The organism is Zwartia lucis, assembly GCF_965234455.1.
GTDB lineage: Bacteria > Pseudomonadota > Gammaproteobacteria > Burkholderiales > Burkholderiaceae_B > Zwartia > Zwartia lucis.
In genome coordinates this window covers 648,492-661,426 of the sequence record NZ_OZ248474.1, presented here as the reverse complement: position 1 = coordinate 661,426, position 12,935 = coordinate 648,492, and the positions used below count along the sequence as shown (strand labels likewise).

Genomic DNA, 12,935 nt, shown 5'->3' with positions numbered 1-12,935 from the left:
CTCAAGGTGCGTCCACGACGAGGCGGATCACGACTTGCTTGCTCCCCTCAATACGAGACAAGACCAAGAGCCTGGGACCTTGCGCATCAAAGCGTCCAAGCTCTACGCCCCAGCCGCTTTGCGCAAAAGAAATGATGCGACCTTGCTCATCGCGTTTGACTTGCTGCATCGTGGGCGCTGCGCGCAAAGGGGTACGCAACCAGCTGCGGATCTCCCGGACAGGGACGGGCCGACCCATCACCTGTTGCACCAAGGTATCGGGATCGGATGAACGCATCGTCTCACCGTTCGCCTGCGTCAACACCGCCTGACCAGGATCGACCTGCACGCGTGCCAAGGTGCTTCCAAAAGGGTTGTTCAGATCCAGGGTTAGACGGCCACCGACATCGCGCCACACAAAGCTGCCCTGGACGGCTTCGGGCGGCTCAGAAGGCCCCTCTGCGCGCAGAGCAAAGCGCCCCTGACGAACGAGTTCATTCAGAGAAAGTGCCTCCGTCGAAGACGTCTGAGTCGATGGGACAGGTGTCGCGCACCCTGCCAAAACGAGCACCAACGCAAACACCGTCGCGACCCTCAACCAGCTCAAGGCTTGACTCCGAATCGCTTAAGTGTCTCTAGCAGCGTTTTATTTGAGGCCTCCTGGCTCACGCCCTGCGCCCAAATTGTTCTGGCCTCGCCTTGTCGGCCTAGTTTCCATAACGCCTCTCCCAAGTGAGCGGCAATCTCGGCCTCGGGCCGTATCGCATAAGCGCGTTGCAAATAATCCACGGCCTCTTGGAACTGTCCCGTTCGAAACTTGATCCAGCCCATGCTATCGAGAATAAAAGGATCTTTTGGGGCGATCTCAAGTGCGCGCGTAATGAGCGCTAGAGCTTCGGGCAAGCGTTGATTTCGATCTGCCAGCGAATAACCCAAAGCATTGTGGGCATGCGCATGTCCTGGATCCAAAGCAATCACCTGCCTTAACAAACGCTCTGTCTCACGCATTTGATTCGCACGCTCGTGCAGCATCGCGAGTTCGTATTTCACATTGACGGAGTCAGGCATCCGCTGATCGAGGGCCTGCATCCGTTTGATGGCTTCGGAAAGTCGGTTGGCATCACGCAGAATCTGCGCGCCCGCCGAGGCCCCCATCACGATCTCGTCATCCGTTTGCGCATTGGCCGAATCAATCAAGGCTAAACCTTCATCGACGCGTTTTTGCTTCGCGCGGATGAGCGCCTGTCGGATCCGCGAGGTATAGCGCATCGACGGATCGTCAATTTTGGCAAGCAAGCTCACCGCTTCGTCGAGTTGGCCTTGCTCTTCGGCAATTTTAGACAGGAGCTGGTAGGCCTCCGCAAGCGCTGCGGGAGCATCCGTAGCTCCTGCAGCTGCAGAGGCGCGCACGCGTTGCTCTTGCACAGAGACATACTGATCCAGAAAACCTCGCGCCTGCTCAAGTTTTTTGGCGCGATAGGCGACCTGAGCTTGCATAAACAGCAGATCAAAATCCTCGGGTGAGCGCTTGACCATCGACGTCAATTCGGCCATCGCCGCCTCAAATTGGCCACGCTCGGAAAGATGGCTCGCCAGCAACACACGCAGGCGTCTTGAGTTTGGCTGCAAAGCCACAAAATCAGTGGCTTCACGCAAAGCGCGATCGGGGTCAACGCTTAAACCATATTCGAACACTCGTAAAGCGGCTTCTTCTGAGCGCGGTGCGGCAGCCAACGCCAGGCGAGACTCTTCGAGGGCGCGCTCGTTATCACCCGCAGCACGGGACATATCAGCTAGCGCCATATGTCCCGCCGCCAAATGTCTTGCATTGCTGTCACCAATCGCCGTGCTCAAAATCCGTAATGCCGCGCGCTTGTCGGGCATACGGCTCAAGACCGCAAACGCCTGGCCAATCGCCGCGGACTTGTCACTCGCTGCGTCAATTTGTTTGCGCAACGCCGCCGCCAGGCCACTGGTTTGCCCAGAGGCCGCAGCAAGCGCCATTTCCGTCGAGGAAGCCTCTGGGTCATCCGGCATCTGGCGTAGCCAGACTCTTGAGGCATCAAGCGCGCCAGGTAAATTGCCGCCCGCGAGATAAAACTCCAACGCGCGACGCGCCAATCGGTAGTCGCCCAGCTCACGACTCAGATCCAGCATGGTCTTGCCCGCGGGCAAATAAGTGCCTCGCTGAGCGGAAATCTCTGAGGACAGAATGCGAAACAATATCGTTGAGGTCAGCGTCACCTCGGGCACCTGACCCGCGCGCAGGCGAATGCTCTGCGACTCAGGCACACGCGGTTTGATTTGAAGCTGGGCGCTTTGCCCCACCCCTTTGGCAGGACCCGCTTGCGCCAGAACGCTCGAGACCCATAGCAGAGCTGCACCCCCTATCAGAGCCGAGGCGCAAACTTGGTAAAAGATTGATTTAAACAACGACTTCACTCGACCCGCCTAGTTGGTGGCACAATCAACAGATTCAGTGAACGGATGTTAGCACTCAGCCATGCCAGAACTACCAGAAGTCGAAACAACTCGCCGGGGAATTGACGCCGTTGCAACAGGTCACACGCTCAAAAGAATGATCGTGCACGAACCTCGCATGCGCTGGCCCATTCCGAAAGATTTACCTGACTTGGTGGTCGGGCAGGTTGTACGAGCCTGTCGACGGCGCGGCAAGTACCTGCTCATCGAATTCGATCACGGCACGCAACTGATCCATTTAGGCATGTCAGGCTCTTTACGCAGCGTGCTCCATGGCGAACTCCTCAGAAAACATGACCACGTGGAGTGGCAGTTTGAGCACGTCACCTTGCGCCTTCACGACCCACGTCGCTTTGGCTCGGTTTTATGGCACCCAAAGAGTGCCGGGCCCATCGAACACCATCCCTTGATCAGCAAGTTGGGCATCGAACCCTTCGATCCGGGCTTTGATGCGAAATGGCTCAAAAAAGGCCTGACTGGGCGGAAAATGTCGATCAAACAAGCTTTGCTTGCAGGTGATGTTGTCGTAGGCGCCGGCAATATCTACGCCTCTGAAAGCTTATTTAGAGCGCGTATTCACCCTAAAACGCAAGCAGCAAGGGTTTCTCTCGCGCGTTGCGAGCGTCTAGTCACCGCACTACAAAGCACACTCCACGACGCGCTGCAGTCTGGCGGCAGCACGCTAAGAGACTATGTGAACGCCACCGGCGAAGCAGGGGCCTATTTCACCTTGCATGCAGCAGTCTATGAGCGGGACGGCGAACCCTGCAAGCGTTGCGCCACCCTCATTAAACGCATCGTGCAAGGTCAGCGCGCGACCTATTTTTGTCCGCGCTGCCAAAAGGTCTGAGGCACTCCCAACTTGCATCATCGCGCGCTTGGCAGGCTGCCGCGTCAAATCCCGTCCCAACATCGGATGAACGGTATCAAGACCACAAGCGGGACAAGGTCAGCATCAAGAGTACTGTCCACCAAAACCGCCATGTCATACGCAGCATCTCTATTTCTTTATCAAGCTTGCAGGACTTTGCCTGGGTTCATCAATCCATCCGGATCAAGTGCTTGCTTAATTTGTTTCATGAGTCTGAGTTCGAGCTCGCTTTTATAGCGTGTCAGCTCGTCGCGCTTGAGTTGGCCCACGCCATGTTCCGCACTGATTGAGCCGCCGTGGGCATGAACGCTGTCGTGGACCAGTTGATACACGTCGTATTGGGTGGCGAGAAGCTCTTGTTCGGTCTGATTGGGCGCGCGGGCGACGTTGTAATGCAGGTTGCCATCGCCCAAATGGCCGAACACAATATGCTGGATCCCAGGAAACTTGACTTGCAGTGCCGCATTCGTTTTTTGGACAAACTGTCCAATCAAGGAAATAGGAATTGAGACATCGTGTTTGATGCTCTTTCCAAGCTCCGCCTCGGCCAGTGGGATGCTTTCACGCAAATGCCAGATCGCCTTGCTTTGAGCAATATTTTCAGCAATCGCCGCGTCGACCACCAGTCCATCCTCAATCGCCGCACCCAAAACAGACTCAAAGCGCGCTTGCGCATGCTCGGCGCTTTCACTATCAGAGAGCTCCAAGATCGCAAACCATGGCGAATCCGCCGAAGGTCCTTCAAAGGGCAAACGTTGCTGAGGGTACAAACGCACCACGGCTTTGAGAACTGGCCCCATCATGACCTCGAAACCGGTCAAGGAGGCACCAAAACCTGCGCGGGCGCGCGACAGCATCGCAATCGCATCCTCGAGGGAGTTGAGCGCCAGCATCGCAATACGCTGAGCAACCGGAACGGGGTAGAGTTTTAGGGTCGCGGCAGTGATGATCCCGAGCGTACCCTCGCTACCAATATACAAATCGCGCAGGTCGTACCCAGTATTGTCCTTACGCAAGCCTCGCAAGCCATGCCAAATCTCTCCCTGAGGCGTCACCACCTCGAGGCCTAAAGCGAGTTCGCGTGTGTTGCCGTAACGCAATACCTGCGTGCCACCCGCGTTCGTAGAGAGATTGCCGCCAATCGTGCAACTGCCCTCCGCCGCCAAGCTCAGGGGAAACAAACGGCCCGCCGCACGCGCGGCTTCTTGAACAGCTTGGAGAATACATCCTGCCTCGACGGTAATGGTGTCGTTATCTGTGTCGATTTCCCGCACACGATTTAAGCGCGCCAGGCAAACGACAAGCGCGCGCCCTGTCTCATCTGGTGTCGCGCCACCGCACATCCCCGTATTGCCACCCGAGGGCACAATCGGAATCTTGTGCTCGGCGCACAGGCGTACCACGCCAGCCACCTCTTCAGTGCTCCCAGGGCGGACAACCGCCAAAGCGTCACCCCGATAACGGCCACGCCAATCCACCAAGTAAGGCGTCATCGCCTCGCCCACTAATACCTGGGTCGCGCCCACGATTTGCTCTAGTTGTTTCAACGCGCTCATTCAGTTCTCATTCATTATTTTTGCGGTTTCATTGACTTAAGGGTCGGACCTGCAGGTTGCAACAGGTCAAATTGTAGGTGAGTTACGGATTGACGAGTGCTAATTACGCCGATCTCTAGCGGGAAATATTCCTGTCAGATCGGCGATAATACGAGATCGGTGTTTTTTTGCTTCTGGAGTCCTTCACGTGCCTTCGTCCTTGCCCTTCCCTCATGCTGCGTTCAAAGCCTACGATATTCGCGGCGTTGTACCCACCGCTTTAAATGCCGATTTTGCGCGGCAACTTGGCTTAGGTCTCGCGGCGCGTGCGCATGCCTGTGGTGTGACGACCCTAGTGGTCGGTCGAGATGGCAGACTGAGTAGCCCGGAGTTGGCGGGTGCACTGCAGCAGGGTATGCGCGAAGGCGGCATCGACACCATCGATGTGGGTGAAGTGCCTACGCCACTGGTTTACTTTGCGGCCTACACCCTTAAAACGGGCTCCGGCGTTGCAGTCACGGGCAGTCACAACCCTCCTGAGTACAACGGGTTCAAAATGATGATGGGCGGCCAAACACTCCATGGCGAAGCGATCTTGGGTCTACGTGACGAAGTCGCTGCAGGTCCTGCCATCGCCGCCAAACCAGGCAAAGCCTCGGCTGTTGATATCCTGACGCCCTATTTGGCGCGCGTCATTGGTGACATCAAGCTCAGCCGGCCGATGAAAATCGCCATTGACTGCGGTAACGGTGTCGCGGCCGCTGTCGCTCCAGCCCTTTTCCGAGGTCTTGGCTGCGAAGTTACTGAATTATTTTGCACGGTCGATGGCACTTTCCCCAATCACCACCCCGATCCCGCCGACCCACACAACCTCGAGGATCTCATCCGCTGCGTGCAAACCACGGACTGTGAAATCGGCTTGGCCTTTGATGGTGACGGCGACAGATTGGGCGTGGTCACAAAATCCGGTCAGATTATTTGGCCAGACCGTCAGCTCATTTTGTATGCGCGCGACGTACTCAAGCGCTGCCCTGGCGAGACCATCATTTATGACGTCAAGTGCAGCCGCCATGTCGCCGAACAAGTGCGGGCCGCGGGCGGCAAGCCGCTGATGTGGCAAACCGGCCATTCCCTGATCAAAGCAAAACTGGCGGAGACCGGCGCCCCCTTGGCTGGCGAGATGAGCGGACACGTATTTTTCAAAGAACGTTGGTTTGGCTTTGACGATGGCCTTTACACAGGTGCTCGTCTGCTTGAAATCCTCTCCAGAGATGTCGATCCCTCGGCGGTCCTTGAGGCACTGCCCCAAGGCGTTTCAACACCCGAACTCAAACTTGAAATGGGCGAAGGCGAGCCGCACGCGTTGATCAAGCGCTTGCAAAACGAAGGGATATTTGCAGGTGCGACGGAGGTTTTCAAAATCGATGGTCTGCGCGCAGACTATGCAGATGGCTTTGGTTTAGCGCGCGCCTCTAATACGACGCCTGTCGTCGTCTTGCGATTTGAGGGAGATACCCTAGAAGCACTTGAGCGCATCAAAAATGTATTCCGCGAACAACTGCTGGCGCTTGCGCCAACGGTCAAACTGCCTTTCTAAACCTTTGTTCTCCCCACTTTGCTGAACCCTATGCCCTCATTGTCAAACAGCCCCGCTTGGAAACAGTTTTCACAAGCTGTACTGAGCAGCACCTCCAAACCTGAGGCCCTGCGTGTGATCACCGCGGCCGAACTCGAGGTGGATCTCACAACGCAGAGAAGTTCGCCCGAACTTGCCCGAGCGGCCGACGCCTTACTGACACAGCAAGGCTTTGAGCAATATCGACGCGACCTGTTCGAGGGTGCGGCCATCAACTGGACTGAAAACCGCGCGGCCTGGCACACCGCCTTGCGCGCGCCGATTCCTCCTGAGCCCGTCGCCGAGGCTGTCTTGTCTGAGCGCACGCGCTTGGCCAAATTTGTCGAGGAAGTCAATGCGCGCAACCAGTATCGCAACGTCGTGCATCTGGGCATTGGTGGCAGCGATTGGGGGCCACGTCTAGCTTTTGACTCGCTTGCAGGCTCAGGAACACGACGCACGTTGAGATTTGCCTCGAACGTTGATGCGCACGCCATCACTGCGGCACTCGAAGGGCTGGATGCGCACGACACGCTCGTGATCATTTCTTCGAAATCCTTCACGACGACCGAGTCACTGGCCAATGCTGCTTGCGCGATCGACTGGCTGCGTGCCAATGGCGTCGCTTACCCGCTCGACCACTTTGCCGCCGTGACGGCCAACCCTCAGGCGGCGCGCAATTTTGGCATCAACGACGACCGTATTTTTCAGTTTTGGGACTGGGTAGGTGGACGTTACTCGCTTTGGTCTTCGATCGGCCTGCCCATCGCGCTTGGCTTGGGTATCGACGCGCTCAATGACATGCGCGCTGGCGCGGCCGCAATGGACGAGCATTTTCTCAACGCCCCGATCGAACACAATGCCCCCGTGCAAATGGCCTTAAGCGCCGTGGCCAATCGCAGCGTGTTGGGCTATGGTTCTTTTGCACTCTGCCCTTACGATGCGCGTCTAGGCAGCCTTGTTCCCTGGTTGCAGCAACTCGAAATGGAATCGCTCGGCAAAGCCATTTTGCGCGACGGCTCAACACTCGACGTCCCGAGCAGCCCCGTTGTCTGGGGCATGCCTGGTACGGACAGTCAGCACACGTTTTTTCAATGGTTGCATCAGGATGGCAAGGGCGCGCCCGTCGATTTCATCCTGTGCGCAGTGCCCGATCACCGCCACACCCGACATCACCGCCTGCTAATCGCGAACTGCCTAGCGCAACGCGCGGCCTTGCTCGAGGGAAAGTCTTACGAACAGTCTCTCAAAGAAGTCAGCAAAACCGAAAAGGATCCCGAAAAAGCCGCTTTGCTTGCGCATCACCACGTGCATCCGGGCGGTCGCCCCTCCACCCTCATTGTGTTGCCCAAACTCGAAGCTCGTGAACTCGGCGCACTGCTCGCGCTTTACGAACACAAAGTATTTACCGAAGGTGTGCTTTGGGGAATCAACCCCTTTGATCAATGGGGCGTCGAGTTTGGAAAACGTTTAGCCGGGGATATCGAGCGACGACTTGACGCGTTAGGGAGCGATCCGGCCGTCAGTCCCTATGATCCTTCGACGGCATACTGGGTTCGCAAACTGGCTAGCGGATAACCCGCCCCCCCCTTAAAAAGGCAAAAAAAAGCCCAAGACTTTGCAGTCTTGGGCTAAATCCACCAAAGGAGGAGGGTGGAGGAGACAATCTTGGCAAGCTCAGGAGAGCTGTTGCTCTCAGTGTGTGAGTTAAAAAATTTGCTAGTTACCTTGGTCAAGAATTTTTGATTATTGCTACTGGTAATCACTAACAACTTAATTCAAAACACTTATGACTGAACTTCCATAAACAAATAGTAGCTGAAAACCTGGTGCAGCGCAAGAATCTTCTCTTTTTCCTACAAAAACTGAGTGAAATATTTTTTTTGATGCGCCGCAACAACACTTGCACCCTAAGCTCCTAAATTTTATAGGCCGTCCCCGTCATCACCTTGGCCATCACACCCATCAAAGTGCGCAAGGGCTTAGGCAAAGACGCTGCCCCCCTATGTTCAGCACTCAGCCGATGCTTGATTTCGTCACACTTCATTTGCTCAACGATCGCTCTCGAGCGGGTATCCCCCTGCGGGAGCTCCGTCAGATGGCTCTCTAAATGTGCCTCAACCTGACGCTCAGTTTCCGCCATAAATCCTAAACTTTTCTCAGTTCCGGCTCGACTTGCAAGGACGCCAAGCGCAAAAGAACCGGCATACCAGAGCGGATTGAGCAGGCTTGGGCGGCTATCAAGCTCTCGCAAACGCTGTGCGCACCAGCCCAAATGATCCACTTCCTCGGCCGCTGCCTCCAAAAAGAACGCAGCGCTTTCAGTATGTTTGACCGCGGCGGCTTGCCCTCGATAGAGAGCCTGCGCACAGATTTCACCGACATGATTAATCCGCATGAGACCCGCAGCATGACGCTTGGCCTCACGATCCATCCCCGCATCCGCCTGCGCTAAGAACGCCCCCGCGGGATTGGGACGAGACGCTGCAACACCAACACCGAGCACCTGCAACGCCATATCGATTTCGGCAATCAAAGGATCTAAGAGCCCGTGCCGGCGCACAAAAGGCTGAGGATGGGCTTCGGGCGCGAAAGCCTGCCGTGAGGCATCGGGAAAAGCAGATTGATTCATCAGAAAACCCATTGAAAAACAGCCATTGTCTGTATGTTACCGCTCGTAGCACCACAAAATCGCCTAAACCCGTTTATGATTCTTGCTTGAACGCAAGGGATTGGACATGGAAGTCAAAATTGATTGGGGTGGTCCGGATGGCATGCTCTTTGTCGGCCAGACCGGTACGGGTCATATCGCAGCGATGGATGGCGCGCCAGAAGGCGGCGGCCACAATCTCGCACCGCGTCCGATGGAATTATTGCTCGTGGGTACAGGTGGATGCACCGCCTATGATGTGGTGCTGATCCTCAAGCGTGGCCGACACGCCATCACAGGCTGCTCCGTGAAACTACAAGCTGAGCGTGCAGAGACGGACCCAAAGGTTTTCACAAAAATCCATTTTGTCTTTACAGTGACGGGGCACACTCTCCCGCGCGCAGCGGTTGAGCGGGCGATCGCGCTTTCACACGAGAAATATTGCTCCGCTTCTGCCATGCTCGCGCATAGCGCCGAGATCACCTGGTCGGCTGATATTGTGGACACGGCGCTTCCTTCAACAACAAGCCCATAAAACCTCATACTCCTATGAACCAGTACGAAACCTTTATGCGTCATGTCTATGCGACGGGCGTAAACAAAACAGACCGAACCGGCACGGGTACCCGCTCGGTCTTCGGCTACCAGATGCGCTTTGATCTGTCGAAAGGCTTTCCGCTGGTGACGACAAAAAAACTGCATACCCGCAGTATTTTTGTCGAACTTCTCTGGTTTTTACGAGGCGACTCCAACGTGCGTTGGCTGCAAGAAAATGGCTGCACGATCTGGGATGAGTGGGCGCGCGAGGATGGCGATCTAGGTCCGGTATATGGCGTGCAGTGGCGCTCCTGGCCCACACCAGACGGTGGGCACATCGATCAAATCTCGCAAATTCTCGATCAAATTCGCAAGACCCCTGACTCGCGCAGACTGATCGTTTCGGCCTGGAATGTCAGCGAAATCAAAAACATGGCTCTGCCCCCCTGCCATGCGTTTTTTCAGTTTTATGTGGCAGATGGCAAGCTTTCGTGCCAGCTCTATCAGCGTAGCGCAGATATTTTTCTCGGCGTGCCCTTCAATATTGCGAGTTATGCGTTGTTGACCCACATGGTTGCGCAGCAGTGTGGCCTAGAGGTTGGCGACTTCGTCTGGACGGGGGGTGATTGTCACATTTATAGCAATCACTTCGATCAAGTCGAACTCCAACTGTCGCGCGAACCCCATCCCTATCCAAGACTCGTCATACAGCGCAAACCCGACTCTCTCTTTGATTATCGCTACGAAGATTTCGTCATCGAAGATTATGCCCACCACCCGCACATCAAAGCACCGGTGGCAGTTTAACAAAGGCCTTCACGCGCATGCAGCTCTCTTTGATCGTCGCCTACGCACAAAATCGTGTCATTGGGCGAGATAACACCCTGCCCTGGAAATTGCCCAGCGACCTTGCGCATTTCAAACGCACAACGCTCGGACATCCGATCATCATGGGACGAAAGACTTGGGAGTCTCTCGGGAGACCGTTGCCTGGCCGACGCAATATCGTCATCTCGAGGGACGCCAACTATCCTGCCCAAGGCGCGGAGTGCGTGACAAGCCTCGCTCAAGCGATCGCTGCTGTTCAGGACCTCGAAGAGGCTTTTGTCATTGGAGGCGCCCAAATCTACCAAGAGGCACTCCCCTTCGCTCAACAAGTGATTGCGACTGAAGTGCAGGAGTCCGTAGAAGGTGATGCTTTTTTTGCGCCTTTGGACAAAGCGCAATGGATCGAAGCCTCAAGGCAGTCTCACCCTACGGAAAACGGTCTGCGTTTTGATATCGTGCATTACCAACGCAAGGATTGCGGACAGATGGAAAAGGCATGATTAAAAAACTGATCATCGGGACAGTATTGGTGGTTGCGGCTGTCGCGACATACAGCGGCATCAGCTGGTGGTCGGGCTTTCGGATTCAGTCACAATCTTATGCCGCGATGGATGCGATCAACCTCCATCTGGCCCGCACATTGTCTGATCAAGTGCGGCTATCCGCGCGCGGCTATCAGCGCGGCGTCTTTTCCAGCGAAGCGTCTTATGTACTGCGTTTCCCAGCGAGCAAGGATGGGCAGGCTCACCCAAAGCGAGAATTGCTCTTTATTAACCATATTACGCATGGCCCCTTCCCTCTACAAAACCTCTTAAATGGTGAGTTCTCCGCTATTGGCGCATTCATTCATACAGTGAGTGCGCCAACACCTTGGACCGAGGCGCTTTTCAAGGAAAACCAAGACCAGCCTCTCGTCATCGGAGAAACACGGGTCAGTAAGAATGGCATGGCGACCCTGAATTGGTCGATACAACCGGTTGATTTTCGTCATGATGCTTTGAGAGTGAAATTCGCTGGGGCCAAACTCAAAGCCGACATTGAACCGCAACTCAAACACAAAAAGGGCGAGCTGTTTCTTGAGGCGCTCAATATCTCTGATGGGCACACGACCTTTGACGTAAAAGGGGTCAAAGTCCAGATGGATGCGCGTCTCGACGCTTCTGGGCTGTCGCTTGGCACACACACACGGGAGATCGGCAGCTTGAGCTGGGCTTCCGTGAATGCCTCAACAGTTGAACTCGATAAGTTCAAATTGCGTACTGAGATGAAGCTCGAGGATGCCGAGGTCAGTGGCCATACCGACCTCAACGTCGGCGCGCTGAGCATCGCTCAACAAAAGCTCGGGACATTGAAATTGTCACTCGCGTATGACAAACTCAGCGACCGCGCACTCAGCCCTTTGCTTGAGCTCTATCATCGCGTAACCGCGGGTTTCGCGATCAATGTTTTGAAACCTGAGCCTGTTAGTACTGCTGAGATTAAAAGAGCTTGGCAACATCTTCATAGTCTTTTAAAAAATGATCCAAGTATTCGCATCGAACCGCTATCTTGGGAAACCTCGGCGGGAAAAAGTCAGCTCACACTGCATACCACCTTCAAGCCTGCAGAGCTTGCGAGTGGTGGCATAGGATTACGCGAAAACCCAATCGATACGCTTGATGCGACTTTGACCATTTCCCAGCCCATGGTCAATGCTCTAGTGCTTCAACACTTTCAGAAGCCGGGCACCCCAGCCGCCAAGATCAAAAATCTCGCAGATCGTGAGTCCCGCCGGCTCACCGAGATGGCGGTTCAACTCAAGCTTGGTCGCGTTCAAAACGGTAGACTTGTCAGTCATTTTAATGTGCAAGACGGAGAGTTGCGTATTAACGGACAGCGTTCAGCACCCGAGCCTCTATTAAAGATTCTCAGTTCGCTCGCCCCGATGCGATTTTTTGCGGGCCAGTCTCAGAGCGGGCAAGAAGGTCCCGACGAGGCGCTCTCCTTGCAACACTTGGACCCACGGGTGTTGGGCGCCATCTTGAGCGACTCCGACTTTGCCTATGAGGAAACGAGAGATGAAGACGGCGACCTCGTCCTGAAGGTCGCACCTGGCGATGCAGGCGCCAATAGCATCGAAATCATTTTCAGTGGCTGCCGCAAAGATCCAACCTGCGAGGATGTTTTGCTACGGGCGACATACTCTTCGGCGCAAACAGCACCACTCAAGTTCATCAATGACTGGAACTTACGAAACCGCTGGGCGCGCGTCTATCTCAAGGAATCTGGCGCCCCTGTACTGGAGATGGATATCAGCGCTTATGGCGGGATTGGTCAGGATGCGATCGAATCCATGGTCAGCACCTTCTTTAAGCTCGTCAGGGACTTTTCAAAGGAACTGAAAGCTACAGAGACAGCTGGGTCGGTAACCCCGACACCAGCTGCTCAATAAAACCGCAC

General features: G+C 55.3%; 11 protein-coding genes. 7 read left to right on the top strand and 4 right to left on the bottom strand.

From position 1 onward, the window contains the following. Position 1: 1 nt before the first annotated feature. Together AC8GE9_RS13955 and AC8GE9_RS13950 are read right to left on the bottom strand one after the other, a co-directional pair. Positions 2–586, bottom strand: a complete 585-nt coding sequence (locus AC8GE9_RS13955) for a lipoprotein insertase outer membrane protein LolB (protein ID WP_506677741.1) — start codon at positions 584–586, stop codon at positions 2–4. Then, complete coding sequence (locus AC8GE9_RS13950; protein WP_506677740.1) at positions 583–2,421, bottom strand: tetratricopeptide repeat protein; 1,839 nt, start codon at positions 2,419–2,421, stop codon at positions 583–585. The genes AC8GE9_RS13955 and AC8GE9_RS13950 overlap by 4 nt, the downstream gene beginning before the upstream one ends. A 61-nt stretch (positions 2,422–2,482) precedes the next feature. Here AC8GE9_RS13950 and mutM point away from each other — a divergent pair, with 61 nt between their 5' ends. Beyond that, on the top strand, positions 2,483–3,310 hold the full coding sequence (gene mutM, locus AC8GE9_RS13945; RefSeq protein WP_506677739.1) for a bifunctional DNA-formamidopyrimidine glycosylase/DNA-(apurinic or apyrimidinic site) lyase: 828 nt from the start codon (positions 2,483–2,485) through the stop codon (positions 3,308–3,310). A gap of 161 nt (positions 3,311–3,471) precedes the next feature. Here mutM and AC8GE9_RS13940 read toward each other — a convergent pair whose 3' ends face one another. Next, positions 3,472–4,887: an FAD-binding oxidoreductase gene (locus AC8GE9_RS13940; RefSeq protein ID WP_506677738.1), complete on the bottom strand. Its 1,416-nt coding sequence runs from the start codon at positions 4,885–4,887 to the stop codon at positions 3,472–3,474. Between the two features lie 187 nt (positions 4,888–5,074). On the opposite strand from AC8GE9_RS13940, the gene AC8GE9_RS13935 reads away from it, so the two are divergent. Continuing rightward, positions 5,075–6,463 carry a phosphomannomutase/phosphoglucomutase gene (locus AC8GE9_RS13935; RefSeq protein ID WP_506677737.1) on the top strand — a complete coding sequence of 463 codons (1,389 nt, stop codon included), beginning with the start codon at positions 5,075–5,077 and terminating at the stop codon, positions 6,461–6,463. A 30-nt stretch (positions 6,464–6,493) separates the two neighbouring features. Then, entirely contained in the window at positions 6,494–8,059 is a 1,566-nt protein-coding gene (pgi, locus tag AC8GE9_RS13930; RefSeq protein WP_506677736.1) for a glucose-6-phosphate isomerase, read from the top strand. 340 nt (positions 8,060–8,399) lie between these two features. Here pgi and coq7 read toward each other — a convergent pair whose 3' ends face one another. Next, on the bottom strand, positions 8,400–9,113 hold the full coding sequence (gene coq7, locus AC8GE9_RS13925; RefSeq protein WP_506677735.1) for a 2-polyprenyl-3-methyl-6-methoxy-1,4-benzoquinone monooxygenase: 714 nt from the start codon (positions 9,111–9,113) through the stop codon (positions 8,400–8,402). A gap of 106 nt (positions 9,114–9,219) precedes the next feature. On the opposite strand from coq7, the gene AC8GE9_RS13920 reads away from it, so the two are divergent. The 4 genes from AC8GE9_RS13920 to AC8GE9_RS13905 are packed head-to-tail and all read left to right on the top strand — an operon-like array spanning position 9,220 to position 12,927. Beyond that, positions 9,220–9,666, top strand: coding sequence for an OsmC family protein (locus AC8GE9_RS13920; RefSeq protein ID WP_506677734.1), 447 nt, complete (start codon positions 9,220–9,222; stop codon positions 9,664–9,666). Positions 9,667–9,680: 14 nt separating this feature from the next. Further along, positions 9,681–10,475, top strand: coding sequence for a thymidylate synthase (locus tag AC8GE9_RS13915; protein WP_506677733.1), 795 nt, complete (start codon positions 9,681–9,683; stop codon positions 10,473–10,475). 17 nt (positions 10,476–10,492) lie between these two features. Beyond that, the gene (locus tag AC8GE9_RS13910) at positions 10,493–10,996 is read left to right on the top strand and encodes a dihydrofolate reductase (protein ID WP_506677732.1); all 504 of its coding nucleotides are present in this window, start codon (positions 10,493–10,495) and stop codon (positions 10,994–10,996) included. Beyond that, complete coding sequence (locus AC8GE9_RS13905) at positions 10,993–12,927, top strand: DUF945 family protein (protein WP_506677731.1); 1,935 nt, start codon at positions 10,993–10,995, stop codon at positions 12,925–12,927. Before AC8GE9_RS13910 ends, AC8GE9_RS13905 begins: the two co-directional genes overlap by 4 nt. Positions 12,928–12,935: the final 8 nt, after the last annotated feature.

What these genes read in the sequence shown, in the direction of transcription:
- mutM (WP_506677739.1), top strand. Translation starts at nt 2,483, where the DNA reads ATGCCAGAACTACCAGAAGTCGAAACAACTCGCCGGGGAATTGACGCC.
- AC8GE9_RS13940 (WP_506677738.1), bottom strand. Translation starts at nt 4,887, where the DNA reads ATGAGCGCGTTGAAACAACTAGAGCAAATCGTGGGCGCGACCCAGGTA.
- pgi (WP_506677736.1), top strand. Translation starts at nt 6,494, where the DNA reads ATGCCCTCATTGTCAAACAGCCCCGCTTGGAAACAGTTTTCACAAGCT.
- coq7 (WP_506677735.1), bottom strand. Translation starts at nt 9,113, where the DNA reads ATGAATCAATCTGCTTTTCCCGATGCCTCACGGCAGGCTTTCGCGCCC.
- AC8GE9_RS13920 (WP_506677734.1), top strand. Translation starts at nt 9,220, where the DNA reads ATGGAAGTCAAAATTGATTGGGGTGGTCCGGATGGCATGCTCTTTGTC.
- AC8GE9_RS13915 (WP_506677733.1), top strand. Translation starts at nt 9,681, where the DNA reads ATGAACCAGTACGAAACCTTTATGCGTCATGTCTATGCGACGGGCGTA.
- AC8GE9_RS13910 (WP_506677732.1), top strand. Translation starts at nt 10,493, where the DNA reads ATGCAGCTCTCTTTGATCGTCGCCTACGCACAAAATCGTGTCATTGGG.
- AC8GE9_RS13905 (WP_506677731.1), top strand. Translation starts at nt 10,993, where the DNA reads ATGATTAAAAAACTGATCATCGGGACAGTATTGGTGGTTGCGGCTGTC.